The 16,134-nt window shown below is 70.1% G+C and carries 19 protein-coding genes and 1 pseudogene; 10 read left to right on the top strand and 10 right to left on the bottom strand.

The window, feature by feature from the left end; all coding sequences use genetic code 11:
- The first annotated feature begins 84 nt into the window (after window positions 1-84).
- Window positions 85-504, top strand: a complete 420-nt coding sequence (locus JWN68_RS18030) for a hypothetical protein (RefSeq protein ID WP_297741522.1) — start codon at window positions 85-87, stop codon at window positions 502-504.
- 15 nt (window positions 505-519) lie between these two features.
- Here the strand turns inward: JWN68_RS18030 and JWN68_RS18025 are convergent, their stop codons facing one another.
- From JWN68_RS18025 to JWN68_RS18015, 3 genes are read right to left on the bottom strand one after another with little or no spacing between them, the layout of a single operon-like run.
- Window positions 520-804, bottom strand: coding sequence for a hypothetical protein (locus tag JWN68_RS18025; protein ID WP_297741520.1), 285 nt, complete (start codon window positions 802-804; stop codon window positions 520-522).
- A gap of 30 nt (window positions 805-834) precedes the next feature.
- Window positions 835-1,041: a helix-turn-helix domain-containing protein gene (locus JWN68_RS18020; protein WP_297741518.1), complete on the bottom strand. Its 207-nt coding sequence runs from the start codon at window positions 1,039-1,041 to the stop codon at window positions 835-837.
- Window positions 948-1,781, bottom strand: coding sequence for an AraC family transcriptional regulator (locus JWN68_RS18015; RefSeq protein WP_297741617.1), 834 nt, complete (start codon window positions 1,779-1,781; stop codon window positions 948-950). Before JWN68_RS18015 ends, JWN68_RS18020 begins: the two co-directional genes overlap by 94 nt.
- Before the next feature lie 102 nt (window positions 1,782-1,883).
- Here JWN68_RS18015 and JWN68_RS19475 point away from each other — a divergent pair.
- Window positions 1,884-2,111, top strand: a pseudogene (locus JWN68_RS19475) (isochorismatase family protein); the annotation flags it as partial.
- On the top strand, window positions 2,074-2,520 hold the full coding sequence (locus JWN68_RS18010) for an isochorismatase family protein (RefSeq protein WP_366519833.1): 447 nt from the start codon (window positions 2,074-2,076) through the stop codon (window positions 2,518-2,520). The pseudogene JWN68_RS19475 and the gene JWN68_RS18010, both read left to right, overlap by 38 nt.
- A gap of 3 nt (window positions 2,521-2,523) precedes the next feature.
- Here the strand turns inward: JWN68_RS18010 and JWN68_RS18005 are convergent, their stop codons facing one another.
- The 4 genes from JWN68_RS18005 to JWN68_RS17990 all read right to left on the bottom strand — a co-directional run bounded on the left by JWN68_RS18005 (window position 2,524) and on the right by JWN68_RS17990 (window position 5,007).
- Complete coding sequence (locus tag JWN68_RS18005; RefSeq protein WP_297741514.1) at window positions 2,524-2,994, bottom strand: tRNA (cytidine(34)-2'-O)-methyltransferase; 471 nt, start codon at window positions 2,992-2,994, stop codon at window positions 2,524-2,526.
- Between the two features lie 30 nt (window positions 2,995-3,024).
- Window positions 3,025-4,173, bottom strand: a complete 1,149-nt coding sequence (locus JWN68_RS18000; protein ID WP_297741512.1) for a sterol desaturase family protein — start codon at window positions 4,171-4,173, stop codon at window positions 3,025-3,027.
- A 47-nt stretch (window positions 4,174-4,220) separates the two neighbouring features.
- On the bottom strand, window positions 4,221-4,655 hold the full coding sequence (locus tag JWN68_RS17995; RefSeq protein WP_297741510.1) for a hypothetical protein: 435 nt from the start codon (window positions 4,653-4,655) through the stop codon (window positions 4,221-4,223).
- A gap of 217 nt (window positions 4,656-4,872) precedes the next feature.
- On the bottom strand, window positions 4,873-5,007 hold the full coding sequence (locus JWN68_RS17990; RefSeq protein ID WP_297741508.1) for a hypothetical protein: 135 nt from the start codon (window positions 5,005-5,007) through the stop codon (window positions 4,873-4,875).
- A 94-nt stretch (window positions 5,008-5,101) separates the two neighbouring features.
- Between JWN68_RS17990 and JWN68_RS17985 the strand changes: the two genes are divergently transcribed.
- The 5 genes from JWN68_RS17985 (at window position 5,102) to menD (ending at window position 10,108) form a co-directional block, all read left to right on the top strand.
- Entirely contained in the window at window positions 5,102-5,596 is a 495-nt protein-coding gene (locus JWN68_RS17985) for a hypothetical protein (protein ID WP_297741506.1), read from the top strand.
- A gap of 69 nt (window positions 5,597-5,665) precedes the next feature.
- Window positions 5,666-6,301, top strand: a complete 636-nt coding sequence (locus JWN68_RS17980) for a PAS and ANTAR domain-containing protein (protein WP_297741504.1) — start codon at window positions 5,666-5,668, stop codon at window positions 6,299-6,301.
- Window positions 6,302-6,570: 269 nt separating this feature from the next.
- The gene (locus tag JWN68_RS17975; protein ID WP_297741502.1) at window positions 6,571-7,581 is read left to right on the top strand and encodes an AMP-binding protein; all 1,011 of its coding nucleotides are present in this window, start codon (window positions 6,571-6,573) and stop codon (window positions 7,579-7,581) included.
- Window positions 7,578-8,525, top strand: coding sequence for an o-succinylbenzoate synthase (locus JWN68_RS17970; protein WP_297741500.1), 948 nt, complete (start codon window positions 7,578-7,580; stop codon window positions 8,523-8,525). The genes JWN68_RS17975 and JWN68_RS17970 overlap by 4 nt, the downstream gene beginning before the upstream one ends.
- The gene (gene menD / locus JWN68_RS17965) at window positions 8,522-10,108 is read left to right on the top strand and encodes a 2-succinyl-5-enolpyruvyl-6-hydroxy-3-cyclohexene-1-carboxylic-acid synthase (RefSeq protein ID WP_297741498.1); all 1,587 of its coding nucleotides are present in this window, start codon (window positions 8,522-8,524) and stop codon (window positions 10,106-10,108) included. The genes JWN68_RS17970 and menD overlap by 4 nt, the downstream gene beginning before the upstream one ends.
- On the opposite strand, the gene JWN68_RS17960 is transcribed toward menD, so the two are convergent.
- Window positions 10,098-11,696: a hypothetical protein gene (locus JWN68_RS17960; RefSeq protein ID WP_297741496.1), complete on the bottom strand. Its 1,599-nt coding sequence runs from the start codon at window positions 11,694-11,696 to the stop codon at window positions 10,098-10,100. The two genes, menD and JWN68_RS17960, sit on opposite strands and share 11 nt — an antisense overlap.
- A 59-nt stretch (window positions 11,697-11,755) precedes the next feature.
- On the opposite strand from JWN68_RS17960, the gene JWN68_RS17955 reads away from it, so the two are divergent.
- A complete protein-coding gene (locus JWN68_RS17955; protein WP_297741494.1) occupies window positions 11,756-12,127 on the top strand; it encodes a hypothetical protein in 372 nt (123 codons plus the stop codon).
- Window positions 12,128-12,139: 12 nt separating this feature from the next.
- Window positions 12,140-14,011 carry a Na+/H+ antiporter gene (locus JWN68_RS17950; RefSeq protein ID WP_297741492.1) on the top strand — a complete coding sequence of 624 codons (1,872 nt, stop codon included), beginning with the start codon at window positions 12,140-12,142 and terminating at the stop codon, window positions 14,009-14,011.
- A gap of 67 nt (window positions 14,012-14,078) precedes the next feature.
- Here JWN68_RS17950 and JWN68_RS17945 read toward each other — a convergent pair whose 3' ends face one another.
- Together JWN68_RS17945 and JWN68_RS17940 are read right to left on the bottom strand one after the other, a co-directional pair.
- Entirely contained in the window at window positions 14,079-15,281 is a 1,203-nt protein-coding gene (locus JWN68_RS17945; RefSeq protein ID WP_297741490.1) for a glycoside hydrolase family 16 protein, read from the bottom strand.
- A 109-nt stretch (window positions 15,282-15,390) separates the two neighbouring features.
- Window positions 15,391-16,134, bottom strand: a 744-nt coding sequence (locus JWN68_RS17940) for an isochorismate synthase (RefSeq protein ID WP_297741488.1), incomplete at its 5' end; no start/stop codon positions are given.

The following is a 16,134-nucleotide window of genomic DNA, read 5'->3' as shown; positions in this document are numbered from 1 at the left end:
CTGCGGAGAGGCGTTGCGCACCTCGCTGGGGTAGACAGGAGCGACGGGCACAGTCCGGTGCCCGTCAGCCAGAAGGAGCAGCGCATGACGGAGTCGTCGCAACAGCCCACGGCCGCCCTCACCGAGGACGAGCAGAAGACCGTCCGGTCCGCCGCACTGCGCGCGGGCGCCCTCGTTGCCCAGGCGGAGCCGGGCTTCTTCGACACGTTCAAGGAGTCCTTCGCAGCGAGCAACGCGGTCCAGGGCGCCTCGCCCGAGGTGCAGAAGCTCGTCACCGGCGGCCTCCCCGAGATGCCGTCCGGCGGCATGGAGCAGGTCAACGCACGCACTTTCGAGCTGCTGAGGCAGGCCGTCGGCATCCTGAAGCAGAAGGCTCCGCAGCTCGTCGAGGAATACAAGCAGGTCGTGCTCGAGTCGGCGAAGGACGTCGCCGCTGCGGCCGACGACACCTCGGCGAAGGAGAGCGCCGCCATCGCCGAGATCGAGCAGGCACTCGCAGGCTGATCCTGGCTGCGTTCCTTACTCCTGCAGGGGTAGGCGCAGGACGATCTCCCCATCGGAATTGTGCTCACCAGTCGCGACGAAGCCGAGTCGGGCGTAGAAGCCCGCCGGGCTGCCCTCGAGGCCGACGGGCAGGTCGTCTGCGTAGATGGCACGGAGCCAGGGGTTGCCCTCAGGCTCGTTGGCGGCTTCCCGCAGGGTGTAGTCGACGGTGGAGACGAACTGCTCCTGGTCGGGGGTGGTGCGGAGAGTGCGCACGACTGCCTCGTTGTCGGCGGTGATCTCGCGTAGAGAGGTGGTCACAGCGGTCGAGGCTAGGCTGCGGGCTCCTCGTCAGCCCGCGGCAAACCTGTCCCGGTAGTAGGTCGGCGTGGTGGCATACGCCGAGACGAAGTTCTGGCAAAAGGTGACGACGCTCTGGAACCCGCACGTGGCAGCGATGCGCGTCATCGGCCACGTGGTGGTCTCGAGGAGGCTGCGTGCCTCGTCGAGCCGGCGTGCCAGGAACCACCTCGCGGGCGTGGTGCCGTGACCTCCCAAAACCGGCGGGTGAAGTTCCTGCGACTCATGCCTGCGTGATCGGCGAGCTGATCCACGCCGAGGTCCAGCTCGAGGTGTTCGAGGGCCCAGTCGAGGGTGGGCCCCAGGTGGCCGACCCCTCCTGGCTCCGGCACCGGGCGATCGACGTACTGCGCCTGGTTGCCTTCGCGGTACGGAGCGATGACGAGGTGGCGCGCCCCGGTCGTGGCTGCGGCGGCGCCGAGGTGGGAGCGGACGATGTGGAGACACGCATCCAGTGCCGACGCGGTCCCGGCGCAGGTGAGGACGTCGCCGTGGTCCAGGTAGAGAGCCACCGGATCGACCTGTACACCGGGCCGCCGCTCGCCGAGCTGAGAAGTCGCTGCCCAGTGGGTCACGACGCTCCTGCCTTCGAGAGGCAGGCCGTCGACCACGGCGAAGGCTCCGAGGCAGAGGCCCACGATGCCGGCTCCGCGGGCGTGGGCTGCGCTGATGAGGGACGTGAGTGTCGGGCCGGCGGGCGGGAGGTCGTTGGGCCACGGCGCGAAGATCAGGAGGTCGGCCGCGGCGACGCTCGAAGGCCCTTGGACGTCGTCGATGACCAGGCCTTCAGCGGTGCGAATCGCCCGCCCGTCCTTGGTCCACACGATGGTGTCCCACCCGGCCGCCAGGCCAAGGCGGCCGACCTCGCCGAACACAAGCAGCGGGGCGGCGAGGTGGAACATCGTCATACCGCTGAACGCGTGCACGCCGATCTGCATGTGTGGCCCGAGTCCATCGAAGGTGGTCTCAACAGCCGCTCACGCTAGTCGGTGGGAGCGCGTGAGGCTGTCCTGGTCAGCACATCTCACTGAGGAGAACCCATAAGCAGCCCCCGCCGCGCCCTTGTCGTCATCGATGTCCAGCAGGAGTACTTCGACGGCCCACTCCAGGTGCAGTACCCGCCCCGCGATGAGTCCTTGGCCAACATCGTCCGAGCCGTCGAGGTGGCGACCGAGCACGGCCTTCCTGTCGTGGTGGTGCAGCACGAGCAGTCCGCTGGCTCTCCGGTCTTTGCGGCCGGGTCCGCCGGGTGGGCGCTGCACTCTGAGGTCGAGAAGAGGCTCCAGCCCTCGTGGAAGAGAAGTCACGAAGGAGAAGAGCAGTGTGTTCGCCGGCACCGATGTCGCCGAGTGGCTGCGCGGGCAGGGAGTCGACACCATCACGGTGGTCGGCCACATGACCATCAACTGCGACATCGCCACCGCCTTGGGGGCAGAGGCTCTCGGTCTGGCCGCTGAAGTGCTCTCCGACGCCACGGGCGCCATCCACCTGGCCAATGAGATGGGCAAGGTACGCGCTGAGGTCCTCCACGAGGTCCTGCTGGTGCTGCTCCATTCCAACGTCGCCGCTGTCAGCTCCACCGAGGCCTGGGCAGACGCTGTCCGCGCCGGCCACGCGCTGCCCTCGAGCAACCTCGTCACCTCGGCCATGCAGGGGCGGGCCGCCTTCGCCGGCTGACGCCTAGTGCGCGCCCGGGAATCCCTGTTGACGCCAGGCCTCATACATCACCACGGCCGCGGAGTTGGCGAGGTTCAGTGACCGACGGCCCTCGAGCATCGGGATCCGGAGCCGATCGGTGACTCGCGGGTGGCTCAGCACGTCGTCCGACAGGCCGGTCGGCTCAGGTCCGAAGAGCAGCACGTCGCCCGGTCGGAACTCGACCTCGGTGTACCACCGGGTGGCGTGGGCGGTGAAGGCGAAGACCCTCGACGACGTCAGCGCCGCGCTCCCCAGGGCTGCGTCGAGGTCAGGGTGCACCTCCATCGATGCCAGGTCGTGGTAGTCCAGCCCCGCGCGCTTCAGCTTCGATTCGCTCAGGTCGAAGCCGAGGGGTTCGACCAGGTGCAGGGTGACTCCCGTGCCGGCGGCCAGCCGGATCGCATTCCCGGTGTTCTGCGGGATGCGGGGCTCGAGGAACATCACATGGAACACGGTTCAGGTTATCCCGAGATGGCCTGTGGCTCAGCGCACGTAGTCCTCGTAGGCCGCTTGGCGGCGGAACGGCATGGCGTGCTGGGCGACGAAGCCGCGCGGGACGGACTCGAGGGTGAAGACGCCGTACTCCTCGGGCCAGCTGTGGTCGCGCGGCAGCTTGAACGTACCCATCAGCATGTCCACGAGAGGGAGGTGGATCGCGTAGTTGCAGTCCCAGTACTCCTTGTGGCGGGCGTGGTGCCAGTGGTGGTAGCGCGGGAGGGTGATCACATATTCGAGCCACCCGAACCGGATGTCGATGTTCGCGTGGGCGACCACGGCCTGCAGCCCGACGAGGACGGCGTAGGCGTTCACCACGGGCTGCTCGAGCCCCAGCGCCAGCAGCGGCAGGACCACGATGCTGCGGGTCAGGACGGTCTCGACCAGGTGGACGCGTGACCCGGCGAGCCAGTCGAGGTCACGGCTGGAGTGATGCACCGAATGGAACTTCCACAAGGTGGTGATGCGGTGGTAGCAGCGGTGCAGCAACGCTTGCGCGAGGTCTGCGAAGAAGACGGCCAGGAGGAACTGGACGATGAAGGGCAGGGCACCTACGAAGGCCTGCACGTCGGGCATGTGTGCGGCGCCGACGACGATGGAGGTGGAGGCGGTGACCATGAGCAGGATGAACTGGACCAGCACGTGGCTCATGAAGAAGTAGACGGCGTCCGTGCGCCACCCGTCGCGGAACACCGCCACCGGGCGCCGGGCGAAGTGGTGCTCGAGCGGGATGAAGACGAGCGCCGAGAAGAACAGCGCCAGCACGAACCAGTCCAGTCCGAGCGAGTACGGCGTCTGGTTGATCTTCTCGAACTGGACCGTGGTCCCGCCGAGCAGGAGGGCCAGGGTGCCGCTCGCGAGGCCGGTGAACGCATAGCGGCGGTGGTGGCCTTGGAGGATGGCGACGGTGCCGGAGATGTAGGTCAGCACGAGACCGACGAGGAGCATGTCCCGCGCGAAGCCCTCCGTGTAGACGGCGCGGAACTCCTGGCTGGTGAGCGCCTGCGGGAAGTGGAAGCACAGCACCGTCAGCAGACTGAGGATGCCGAGCAGGCAGGCCGTCCCGGAGGCGAACTGGGGGTGGGTGACCAACCCCCGGATGCCGCGTCGCTGGACCAGGGTGGAGGTATCGCTCATGGCGCCATCATGGGCGCAGAACGGGGAGGACGGGACGGTATTCGTACTCAAGCCGTGGGCGTGGCCGTGATGATCGCGTAGCCAGTCTCCGAGGGCTTGACCAGGATCGAGCCGAATCCCGCCTCATCCAAGGCCCGGGTGATCCAGTCGAGGCCGTCGCCTCCAGAGATTCCCGCTCCTCCTGAGTACAGGTTCTCCTGCAGGCAGTAGATGAGCCCGGCTCCGTAGGTGACGACCGAGAACGGGTTGGTGGCGTCCCGGTAGAGGTCGCCGACATACCTGTTTCCGCGATCATCACGACGCCGCCGCTGGTGAGGACCTTGCGGGATCTGCTGCAGGACCGGCAGCGGATCTCCGAGGTGGTGCACCGAGCGCACGTCGACCGGGAACGCGGGACTCAGTAGGAACGCCGTCTCGGGGGAGACGGTGAAGACGCCGTCCTGGTGGGACGCGTGGCCGCCGGCGGTCACTGCTCGCAGCACTCAAAGGCGTTGCGCTGATCGACCCCCGCTCGCGCGGGCACCTCTTCCGCAGCCCCCGGGGGCCTCGAGCAAGGCCTCGAGCAGGCCTGTCCTGAGATCCAGGCCCAGCAGCGTCATGGAGTACCAGCCGAACAGGTCGCGCATCAAGAGCGGCGGAGCTTGGTCCTGACCTGTCATGCCGCCCAGCGTGGGCCACCTCGAGCAGCGTTGGCCAGCATCAGCGCGGGCGGGCTCCCCGGCTGCGTCGCTCCTTGACCGTCTGCATCGCGTGCCTGATCTTTGCCTGGTTGTGCGGCTTGCGAGCCTCGGTGTAGACCATCCTGGCGACTCCGAGGGCGCCTACCTTCTTCATGATTCCCATGGTTGAAAACTAGCGAAGCTCCCTGGCCCGCGGTAGCGCCCTTGGGGTGGTGGACGCTGCCGGCACTGATGGCTAGCGTGGGCGGATGGGCACACGGAGCAGGGGAGAGGCCGGGCTGCGCGGTCTGCCGTCGCTCGCCGATGCCGGGCGCGCGACTCGCCGCGATGACCGCTTCGTCGAGGGCCTTCGACTGGCCAGCCGGCTGAGTGCGCGCGCCACGGTGGGTGACGGCGTGCTGCCCCCCGCGACCCACAGTGAGGTCGCGCTCGAGCTGCGCGAGCTGCTCCCGGTCATCGACGACGACGTCTTCGACCAGCACATGTCGCGCCTCGATCGCGCGGCGCGCTTCGTCAGCGCTGCCGAAGTCGCCGATGCCGATGACGTCGCGGCCTACGCCGACGCCGCATGGGGGGCCGGGCTCGACCCAGCCGACTTCGCAGAGGACGCCCAGGAGCTTCGGACAGAGGTCATCCAGCACTGGGACCTCGCGCTGCTCGACGCGGTGTCGGACCTGGTCGCTGCGGACGACTCGACGGGGTCGGTCGCCATGAACCTCTCCAGCGACGCCCGCGCCGGCTGATCCGTGTAGCCATCGGCCCTCGACGTGGATATCGTCTGAGGGAGGGCACGCATGACGTCGGGAGGACCCATGGGCGAGTTGAGTTTTGACGGTCGGCCCAACAACACCCCGGTGGGTTACTTCTCCTACTTCGTCGAGGACGACGTCTGGTCGTGGTCGGACGGGATGTACGAGCTCCACGGCTACGAGCCCCGCGCCATGCCGGCGACGACCGACCTGATGCTCAAGCACAAGCACCCCGACGATGCCCTCCGGGCCTTCGAGGCCCTTGAGGCCGTCACGAGTGACGGACTCCCCTTCAGCTGCTACCACCGCATCATCAGTGCGGACGAAGAGGTCCGTTACGTGCTCTCCGTGGGTCGCGGCACGCTCGGACCGAACGGCCGCGTGGAGTCCGTGACGGGCTACTTCGTCGACCTGACGGGGGTGCGGGAAAGGCAGGGCCCGTCCGAGGGCGAGAACGCCCTGGTCCGTGTCGCGGAGGCCCGCTCGGTGGTCGACCAGGCGAAGGGCATCGTCATGGCCGCCCACGGGTGCGACGACGTGGTGGCCTTCGCGAGGTTGCGGGAGCATGCCGACAAGAGCGACCTGAAGGTCGGTGAGCTCGCCCAGCGGCTCGTCGACCAGGTCACGACGCGGCCGCTCACAGACGGGCAGGACCAGCGGACCAGCCTGGACGACCTGCTGGGCCGTCTCCTGCGCTGAGGTGGGCCCGAAATGACGTGGACCGCGCCAGCGGAATACTACGAATAGTCCTCCGCTGGCGCGGCGAGGTGATGCCACGCTCATGGCCGGGGTGAGGGTCGGGCCGAAGCCACCCAAACTCGCCATCCTCCCCCTCCCTCGAGACTGAGTTCGGGCCTCCCGTACAGGAGTGGAATCACCAGCATAGACACGGGCAAGGGCGCCTTCGATGAATTGTGAGAATTTGTGCCCAAATGGTTGACCAAGGAGGCGACGGATAGCGTGCAGGGGTGAAGTTCCTCAGGCCATCCGACGACACAGTGACGGCCATCGGCCAGCTGAGCGCCTGGCTGGTCGACTCGCAGCCCGAGCGGCTGCTCATCGAGACCTCGGGGTCGACGGGCCGACCCAAGCGGGTCGTCCTGTCCAGGTCCGCGGTCGTGGCCTCGGTCGAGGCGAGCGCCCGTCGCCTCGGGGCCCGGGGGCAGTGGCTGCTGGCGTTGCCGGCGTCGTACGTCGCAGGCGTGCAGGTCATCGCCCGCTCCGTACTAGCCGGTCACGATCCCCTCCTGGTCAGCGACCTCGACTTCGCCGGGGCGCTGGGAACGGGGCCGGAGACCACCCTGTTCACCTCCCTCGTGCCGACCCAGCTCCACCGGCTCCTCGACCGGCCCGCCCAGGTCGAGGCGCTCCGTGCGGTGCACACGATCCTGCTCGGGGGCGGCCCCATCGACCCGGCGCTCAGGTCCCGAGCGACCGCTGAAGGACTCCGCGTGGTCGCGACGTACGGCGCCTCCGAGACCGCTGGAGGTTGCGTCTACGACGGAGTGCCGCTCGACGGGGTGGCCCTCGCGCTGGGGACGGACGGGCGGATCCGGGTCGGCGGCCCCACGGTGTTCGACGGCTACGACGGCGACCCTGCGCTGACCGCCGAGACGCTCGTCGACGGGTGGTTCGTCACCGCGGACGCCGGCCGGCTCGACGACGACGGGCGGCTCCAGGTGCTCGGACGCATCGATGACGTGGTGATCAGCGGCGGGGTCAACGTCCCCCTGCCCGCAGTGGCCGCGCGACTGCGCGAGCACCCCGGCGTGGAGGCGGTGGAGGTCCTCGGTGTCCCCGACGAGGAATGGGGCTCGCGGGTGGTGGCCTTCGTCGTGGGCCGCGACGAGGACCTGCGCGACTGGGTGGCCGAGGTGCACCCGCGCTCGTGGGCGCCGCGACAGGTCGTCGTACTCCCTGAGCTTCCGCTCCTGCCCACGGGCAAGGTCGACCGCGAGTGCCTCAGGAGGAGCGCGTGACGCACGTCTTCTCGATCCCGCTGCGCACGACCTTCCGGGGCATCACCGTCCGCGAGGGGATGCTGATCAGAGGGGCGGTGGGCTGGGGGGAGTGGAGCCCGTTCCTGGAGTACGACTCCGAGGTCGCCGCCCCGTGGTTGCAGTGCGCCCTGGAGGCCGCCGCCGGCGACTGGCCCACGCCGCTGCGTGACACCGTGCCTGTCAACGTCACCGTGCCCGCCTGCAGCCCCGAGCAGGCCCACGAGATCGTGCGCGCCGGTGGCTGCACGACGGCGAAGGTGAAGGTCGCCGAACGCGGCGGCCGGACGCTGGCCGACGACATCGCCCGCGTCGAAGCCGTCCGCGACGCCCTCGGCGCCGGCGGGCTGATCCGGGTCGATGCCAACGGAGGGTGGGACCTGGACGAGGCGACCCGCGCGATCGGGCTGCTGGACCGGGCGGCCGGTGGCCTCGAATACGTCGAGCAGCCCTGCGAGAGCGTCGAGGAGCTCGCCGCAGTTCGTCGGGTCGTAGACGTTCGGATCGCTGCTGACGAGTCGATCCGGCGTGCCGCGGACCCCTATCGGGTGCGGGACCTCGCCGCAGCGGACATAGCGGTGCTCAAGGTCCAGCCGCTCGGTGGCGTGCGCGCCTGCCTGCGCATCGCCGAGGACATCGGCATGCCAGTCGTGGTGTCGAGCGCGGTCGAGTCGAGTATCGGCATCGCTGCCGGCGTCGCCCTGGCTGCGGCGCTGCCGTCGCTGGAGCACGCCTGCGGGCTGGCCACGGTCCAGCTGCTGAGCGACGACGTCGCGATCAGTCCGCTGCTGCCCGTCGACGGGATGCTGGCGGTCAGGCCGGTCGAGGTGGACGACGCAGCGGTGGCCCGGGTCTCCGCGTCGCCGGCGAGACGCGCCCACTGGGAGAGTCGCCTCCGCGCCGTACGGCAGGATCTCGGGCTGTGACCTCGTCGACCGAGCTGGCGCGCACAGTCGTGGCCGCCCTCGTGCAGGCCGGGGTCACCGACGTGGTCATCGCGCCCGGCTCCCGCAACGCACCGCTGTCCTTCGCTGCCTTCGCCGCGGCCGAGGCCGGCGCTCTGCGGCTGCACACGCGCATCGACGAACGTACGGCGGCCTTCCTCGCGCTGGGCCTGGCCAAGGTGTCGCGCCGTCCCGCAGCAGTGATCTGCACCAGCGGGACGGCCGTGGCCAACTTCCACCCGGCGGCCCTCGAGGCGGCACACGCCGGAGTGCCTCTCGTCCTGGTCACCGCGGACCGCCCGGCCCGCCTCCGCGGCACCAGCGCCAACCAGACGACCGACCAGGTGCGGATGATCCCGGGACTCGAGTTCCTCGACGTCGCAGACCCGGACCAGCGGACCGAGGTCGACGGACTCCTCGGCGGTCGTGGGCTGCCGCTGCACCTCAACGTGCAGCTCGACGACCCGCTCGTGCCCACGGACACCTGGCCGGTCCCCCCGGTCGCGCTGGTGGAGCCGCGCGCTCCGCGTCACGACGAGGTCGAGATCCCGCACGGTCCGCGGACGGTCGTGGTCGCCGGGGACGACGCCGGCCCGTCGGCGCGGGTGCTCGCCCAGCGCGGCCAGTGGCCGCTCCTGGCCGAGCCGACCAGCGGGTCACGCACCGGCACGCATGCCCTTCGCACCTACCGCCTGCTCCTCGACGGCGAACTCGGCGAGCAGGTGGAGCGGGTGGTCGTCGCCGGTCACCCGACGCTGTCGCGCCCGGTGAGCCGCCTCCTCTCCCGCGACGACGTGGAGGTGTGGGACGTCGAGGACCGAGGCCTGTGGCGCGAGCGGCCCTTCGCGGTCGACCGGGCCGTCGCCCGTGCGACGACCGCCGAGTCGAGGGACACGGCCTGGTTCGACGCGTGGGTCGCGGCCGACAGGTCGGTGGGTCGGCAGCTGGACGAGCTGCTGAGGGCGGAGGCTGACCTCACGCCGTACGACGTGGCCGGTGCTGTCAGCCGAGCAGTGCCGCCCGGCGGACTGCTCTGGGTCGGCGCGTCCAGCCCCATCCGCGACCTGGACCTGATGGCCGCGCGCTATGACGTCGGCGACCGGCGCAAGGTGATCGCCAACCGGGGGCTCGCGGGTATCGACGGCACCGTGTCCAGCGCGATCGGCGCCACCCTCGGGCGACCGCGCACGAGCCGGGCGCTGGCGCTGATGGGGGACGTGACGTTCCTGCACGACGCGACCGGGCTGATCCTCGGCCCGGCGCAACCGCGGCCCGACCTCACGATCGTGGTGGTCAACGACAACGGCGGGTCGATCTTCTCGATGCTCGAGCAGGGCGCACCCGAGTTCGCCGACCGCTACGACGCCCTCTTCGGCACCCCGCACGACGTCGACATCGCCAGTCTGTGCGCCGCGACGCGGACGCCGCACCTGAGGGTGGCCAGCCCGGCGGAGCTCGAGCAGGCACTGGCCACGCCCAACGGCGGCATCGAGGTGGTCGAGGCCGTCGTCCGTCGGGACAACCGCCGGGATCTGGATTCGCGGATCCGCGCCCTCAGGGCGTGACCGCGACCTCGCTGAAAGTCGCGCCCAGCAACCGCGCAGGTCCCTTCGAGGGCAGGTGGATCACGCCGACGGCAAGGTGCGCGAAGGACAGGACGCCGTCGCCGCTGGGGCGATACTTCCCGTATGGCGGCGCCCACCGCACCTGCAGGTCGGGCCGTCCCTTCAGCCGGGTCGTCACCCGCAGCGCCACGATCGCCAGTGCTCCGTCGTCGACCTGCACGACGCGCGACAGGCCGCTCTTGCCGGCGGGCTCGGCCGAGACGGTGTAGCCGCGGAACATCGCTCGGCTGCCGAGGTCGGCGACGGTGTCGCGCCACTCCTGGGAGTCGGGGTCGAGCACCAAGGCGTCGTCGGTGGTGCCCGAGCGCAGGTAGGTGCGCCAGATCGCGGTCGCTGCCCCCGCCTGCCCACTGCTCGCCGGTCGGGCCGCGCGGCCCGCTTCGGGGAGGCCGCGCGAGAGCGTGGTGCCGGCCTGACGCAGCCACGGTGCCTGGACGGACGCCTTGGTGAACAGGTCGATGCCCTTGTCGTCACCCGTCGCCGACGCGACGAGCGACCACATCGGGTAGGACGTGAACCGCGGCGCGTAGACGCCCACCGGCGCGTGCGTGATGGGCGAAGGGCCGCCGACCCCCGTCAGCCGGGCCACGTGGGTGCCGAAGAGGTCGCTCTCCAGCGCCGGCCCACGGTCGGCGAGCCGCCACAGCTCCGCGGTGTAGCGGGGCGGCTGGGCGGCCTCGGTGGCCTTGCGCGCCCGGCTGTCGTAGGACGCGAGGAGAGCCGGCAGCTCGGCCCTCGTCAACGCGACCTTCGTCGCCGCGAGCTCCTCGGACTGTCGCTTCGCGGGCACGAGGTCCTCCCACGTGCAGCCCGTCGCGGACAGGACGACGGCCATGGCGAGCGCCGTCCGCTGGGCCCGGTGCCTGCCAGCGGGCCTGCCGGCCGGATTTCCGGCGGGTCTGTCGATCACCGCAAACGTCTCGAGGATGGGGTGAGGTGGTGATGGCGGGGTCCGACGCCAGCGGAGCAGCACCTCGACGCATGCCAGGAGCACCAGGGCACCGAGGCCGAAGGCGACCAGTGCTGCGCGGAACAGCCCGGGGACCGTCACCCCGAAGGACACCGTGGTGGGTCCCTGGCCAGTGACCGGAGCGATCATCCACTGGGTCGCAGCCGAGTCGCGGTCGAGGGTCAGCTCCTCCACGCCGTCGCCTGTCATCGAGCTGGTCCAGAAGTCCGCCGACGCGGGACGTACGGGCTCGGTGGAGCCTGCGTCCTCCGCGACGACGCCGGAGCGGGTCACCCGGGTCAGCCGGATCCGGGACGAGTCGCCGACGAAGTCCGCCACGTCCACCGGGTGCGCCGTACCGATGAAGACACCGTCGGGCGCAGACGCGCGCAGCGTGACCGTGATGCCGTCATAGGCCAGGAGGTCTGGGGCAGTGAGGACCGGGCGCCCGTCCTCGCCGAGGTCGGTGGGGCGGTTGAAGACCGTGTCGTCGGAGCCCACGACCCCGGCAACGGCGGCCCCGGCGGCCATCACGAGAAGACCCAGCAGCGCAAGGACGCCCAGGGCGAGCCTGCCCACGACCCCGACTCCTCGCACCCGGGGGATTATCCACGGCGGCCCGGGGCAGGCTGTCATCCATGACCACCGAACCCTTCCGCCCGAGCGACCTCGGGGCAACCCCCGGCGTCATCCCCTACGTCGAGTTCCACACCGGACCGAGGCGCCTGCTGACGATCGACCTCAGCCTCAACTCCAAAGCGCTCGTGAAGTGGTATCCGATCGTCAGCATCGACGGACGCCAGTACGTCGTCGTGCCGGGCCCGGTGTCGTGGGAGATCCCCGCCGACCGCAACGTGCACGTCAGTGCGCACCTCGACGGCGAGGTCCTCGGCCGGGCCCCGGCATCGTTCATCCTCCCTCCCGGCGAGGGTCGCGAGTTCCTCACGTACTCCACCCGCAGCGGAGCAGGCTCCCTGATACACGCGTCGCCGCCGCCGACGCACGCCTGAGAGACTCCCGGGGTGGAGATCGCCCTTTTCCTGGTCGCGCTCGTCGTCGTGGTGCTGGCCGGTGCTGCCCTGGCCGACCGGCTCGACGTGCCCGCGCCGCTGCTGCTCATCGCCCTCGGCCTCGCCGGCACCTTCCTGCCGTTCGTTCCGGAGGTCCGTCTCGAGCCGGAGATCGTGCTGCTGGGGCTGCTTCCACCCCTGCTCTATGCGGCGGCGATCCAGACGTCGCTGGTCGACTTCAACGCCAACCGGCGCCCGATCCTCTTCCTCTCGGTCGGTCTTGTCGTCTTCACCGCCTTCGGCGTCGGGGCAGTGGTCCACCTCGTCGTGCCGAGCATCTCGTGGCCCATCGCGATCGCCATCGGCGCGGTGGTGGCGCCTCCAGACGCCGTCGCGGCCACCGCGATCGCACGCAGGATCGGCCTGCCTCGCCGGGTCGTCACCATCCTGGAGGGCGAGTCCCTGCTCAACGACGCCACGGCCCTCGTCTCGCTGCGTACGGCGCTCGCGACCGCGTCAGTGGGCGTGCACGCCGTCGAGGTGGGCCTCGACTTCCTCTGGGCCTCCGTCGGCGGCGCTGCTCTCGGCTTCATCGTGTTCGTCGTCGTGGCCAAGCTCCGCAAGCTCGTCACTGACCCCTTGATGGACACCGCGATCTCGCTCGTCACGCCCTTCGTGGCCTACCTCCTCGCTGAGGAGCTCGAGTCCTCCGGAGTCATCGCGGTCGTCGTCACCGGTCTGCTGCTCGGCCACAAGGCCCCGATCATCCAGTCGGCGCAGTCGCGGATCGCCGAAAGGATCAACTGGCGGACCGTGGCCTTCCTGCTGGAGAACACCGTCTTCCTGCTCATCGGCCTCCAGGCCCGCTGGATCCTCGAGGGTGCCGCCGAGAGCGACATCTCCCCGGCGCGGATCACGGGAGTGTGCCTCGGCGCCCTGCTCGCCACGGTCGCGCTCCGTCTGCTCTGGGTCCTCGGCGCGCGCTCGCTGCTGGTCCGCCCCGGCAGCGAGCCGGCCACCAGCGGCGTCGCACCCTGGCGGGACACTGTCATCATCGGCTGGGCTGGCATGCGCGGCGTGGTGACGCTGGCAGCCGCGTTCGTCATCCCCGAGGAGACCGAGCACCGCGAGGTCCTGCTCCTGATCGCCTTCACCGTGGTGGCCGGGACGTTGTTCCTCCAAGGACTGTCCCTGCCCTGGCTCGCCCGCCGGCTGGGAGCACCGCCTCCGGACCCGCTCGAGGACGCCCTGGCGCGGGCGGCGCTGCTGCAGCAGGCCTCCAAGGCTGGCTTCGGCGCCCTCGACGAGCTGGAGCACGACGACCCGCACGGGGTCTCAGACCTGCTCCGGCAGCGCGTGGAGCAGCGCAACTTCGCGGCGTGGGAGCAGCTCTCCACCACCCCCGGGCAGGAGTCACCGAGCAGCCTCTACGCCCGGGCACGGCTGGTGATGATCGCTGCCGAGCGAGCGAAGGTGCTCGAGGTCCGTGACAGCGGCGTGGTCGCCAGCGAGGTCGTGCGCGACGTCCTGAGGACCCTCGACGTCGAGGAGTCGATGCTCGACGTCGCGGAGCTCGACGACGACGCGACGACCGTCCGGGCGGTCCGGGTCGCGGCCGGCGACTCCTGTGACCACCTCGCCGCCGCCGGGCCCGCGACCGTGGCGAGTGCCTCCGAGCAGCTCTCCTGCGAGCAGTGCGTGGCGCTGGGCTCGCACTGGGTGTCCCTGCGGCGCTGCCTGGACTGCGGGAACGTCGCCTGCTGCGACTCCTCCCCGCACCGGCACGCCACCGAGCACTTCCACGACACCACGCACCCCGTCATGCAGTCCGCCCAGCCGGGCGAGGACTGGCGCTGGTGCTTCGTCCACCACCTCACGGGCTGAGGGTGGATGCGGAACGCGCCGCCCCGCCGAAGCGGGACGGCGCGTCGCCGTACTCAAACAGGGAAGATCAGGCCTGCCAGAGCCGCACCCAGTCGACGTTCATCGTCTGGGGCAGCTTGGCGTCGCCGCCCTTCATCTGCGAGAGCTCGTAGTCGGAGCTGAGCAGGCTCAGGATCGGGAACTGCTGCTGGTTGGAGACGCCGACCTTCGTGCGCCAGGTCTCCTTGCCGTCGATGCGGAAGATGTAGACCGACGGGGTCCACTCGACCGAGAAGACGTGGTAGTTCTTCGACCAGCGGTCCTTGCGGTTCTTGAGGAAGGACGTGGAGTTCTTGATCCACGATCCGGTCTTGACCGCCTGGTTGTTCTTGGTGGAGTAGATGAACGAGGTCAGTCCACCCTCGGGGTGCTGGTCACCGAAGTACTCGATGACGTCGATCTCGGCGCGCGGGTCGCCGCCACCGGCGACGGTCGGCCGCATCCAGAAGCCGCCGTGCTGGCCGCGGAGCTTGTGCGTCTTGATGCGAGCAGCCGCAAAGCCGTAGCGCATCGACAGGGCACCCTCGGTGCCGATGTGGCCGTTGAGGCGGTAGGCGAACTTGCCGGTCGACTTGCCGTCCTTCTTGGCGACGCACTTCTCGGCGCTGCGGGCCGGGTCCTTGATCACCGAGAGCTTGACGGTGCCGCCGCTGACGGAGACGGCGCTCGGGCTGCCCTTGGAGCACTCACGCAGGCTGGACGGCTCGTAGGCGACTCCACGGTGGTTCCAGGTCGGGCTGAGGGTGGAACCGGAGAAGTCATCGGTGAAGGTCGCAGTCAGCCACCGCGAGGTGCTGACCGGCTTGCTGGTCACGGCAGCGGCGCCCTTGAAGCTGGCAGCGGTGACGCGGTAGGTGAGGGCCTGCCCACTCTTGGAGATCGGGGCGCCGAACTCGGCGAGCCCCTTGGAGGTCAGCTTGGTCTTGCTGACCGTCTTCCACTTCGAGCCCTTCTTCACCTGGAGGGCGACCGGGCGGCCGGCCTTGGCGGGCCTCACGGTGGCGGTCAGGGCGGCCTTGGCGGCGTTGGCGCTCGCCGGGGTGCGGCCCTGCTGCACGATCTGCGGCATGGCGACCAGCTTGGCCTTGCTCTTGGCCTTGGCCCTGGCCTGGATGGCGCTCGTGTCGGTCGAGGTGGCGGCGTCGGCTGTGGTGGTCGCGGTGACCATCAGCAGCGAGGTGGGCATGAGCAGCGCGGCGAACGTTCCAGCCACTGCGCGGCGGTTAGACATGAAATCTCTCTTCGCTCGGGTGCGTGTGAAGTCCCCCTGCATCCGTCGGAGGGCTTCATCACCATAACGGGGGGGCGAAGGTCTACTAAATTGTGACTGACCGGCGGGATCAGGTGGTGAGGGCGTCCCGGACGGGCACGAACTTCGCCTGCGACTCGGCCAGTTCGGCCTCCGGGACGGAGTCGGCCACGATGCCGCAGCCCGCGAAGAGCCGGACGGTGTTGCCGCTGATCTCCGCCGAGCGCAGCGCGATGCCCCACTCGCCGTCCCCGTGGGAGTCGATCCAGCCGACCGGTCCGGCATAGCGGCCGCGGTCCATTCCCTCGATCTCGCTGATCAGGCGGAGTGCGGGCGCGCTCGGTGTGCCACCCACCGCGGCGGACGGGTGCAGCGCCTCGGCCAGCAGCAACGAGGAGACCGTCGCGGCGTCGTGGACCACCCCGGCCACGTCCGTGGCGAGGTGCATCACGTTGGGGAGGTGCAGGACGAAGGGCACCTCGGGCACGTTCATCGAGGAGCAGTGCGGCTCGAGGGCGTCGGCGACCGAGCGGACCGCGTATTCGTGCTCCTCGAGGTCCTTCGACGACCGGGCGAGGGTGCCGGCGAGGGCCGCGTCGCGCACCTCGTCGCCGGTACGGCGGATGGTGCCCGCCAGCACCCGCGAGGTCACGAGGCCCCGCTCGCGGCGGACGAGCATCTCCGGTGTCGCGCCGAAGAGCCCGTCGACGTGGAAGGTCCAGCACATCGAGTAGTCACGAGCGAGCTGACGAAGGGGCCACCGCACGTCGACCGGCTGCGTGCAGCTGGCGATGAGGTCCCTGGCCAGCACGACCTTCTCCAGGTCGCCGGCGTC

It is taken from the genome of Nocardioides sp. (assembly GCF_025964975.1).
Taxonomy (GTDB): domain Bacteria; phylum Actinomycetota; class Actinomycetes; order Propionibacteriales; family Nocardioidaceae; genus Nocardioides.
The sequence above is the reverse complement of the archived record's forward strand: the minus strand, read 5'-3'. Positions and strand labels throughout refer to the sequence as shown.

What these genes read in the sequence shown, in the direction of transcription:
- JWN68_RS18030 (WP_297741522.1), top strand. Translation starts at nt 85, where the DNA reads ATGACGGAGTCGTCGCAACAGCCCACGGCCGCCCTCACCGAGGACGAG.
- JWN68_RS18015 (WP_297741617.1), bottom strand. Translation starts at nt 1,781, where the DNA reads ATGCAGATCGGCGTGCACGCGTTCAGCGGTATGACGATGTTCCACCTC.
- JWN68_RS18000 (WP_297741512.1), bottom strand. Translation starts at nt 4,173, where the DNA reads ATGAGCGATACCTCCACCCTGGTCCAGCGACGCGGCATCCGGGGGTTG.
- JWN68_RS17990 (WP_297741508.1), bottom strand. Translation starts at nt 5,007, where the DNA reads ATGAAGAAGGTAGGCGCCCTCGGAGTCGCCAGGATGGTCTACACCGAG.
- JWN68_RS17985 (WP_297741506.1), top strand. Translation starts at nt 5,102, where the DNA reads ATGGGCACACGGAGCAGGGGAGAGGCCGGGCTGCGCGGTCTGCCGTCG.
- JWN68_RS17980 (WP_297741504.1), top strand. Translation starts at nt 5,666, where the DNA reads ATGGGCGAGTTGAGTTTTGACGGTCGGCCCAACAACACCCCGGTGGGT.
- JWN68_RS17955 (WP_297741494.1), top strand. Translation starts at nt 11,756, where the DNA reads ATGACCACCGAACCCTTCCGCCCGAGCGACCTCGGGGCAACCCCCGGC.
- JWN68_RS17945 (WP_297741490.1), bottom strand. Translation starts at nt 15,281, where the DNA reads ATGTCTAACCGCCGCGCAGTGGCTGGAACGTTCGCCGCGCTGCTCATG.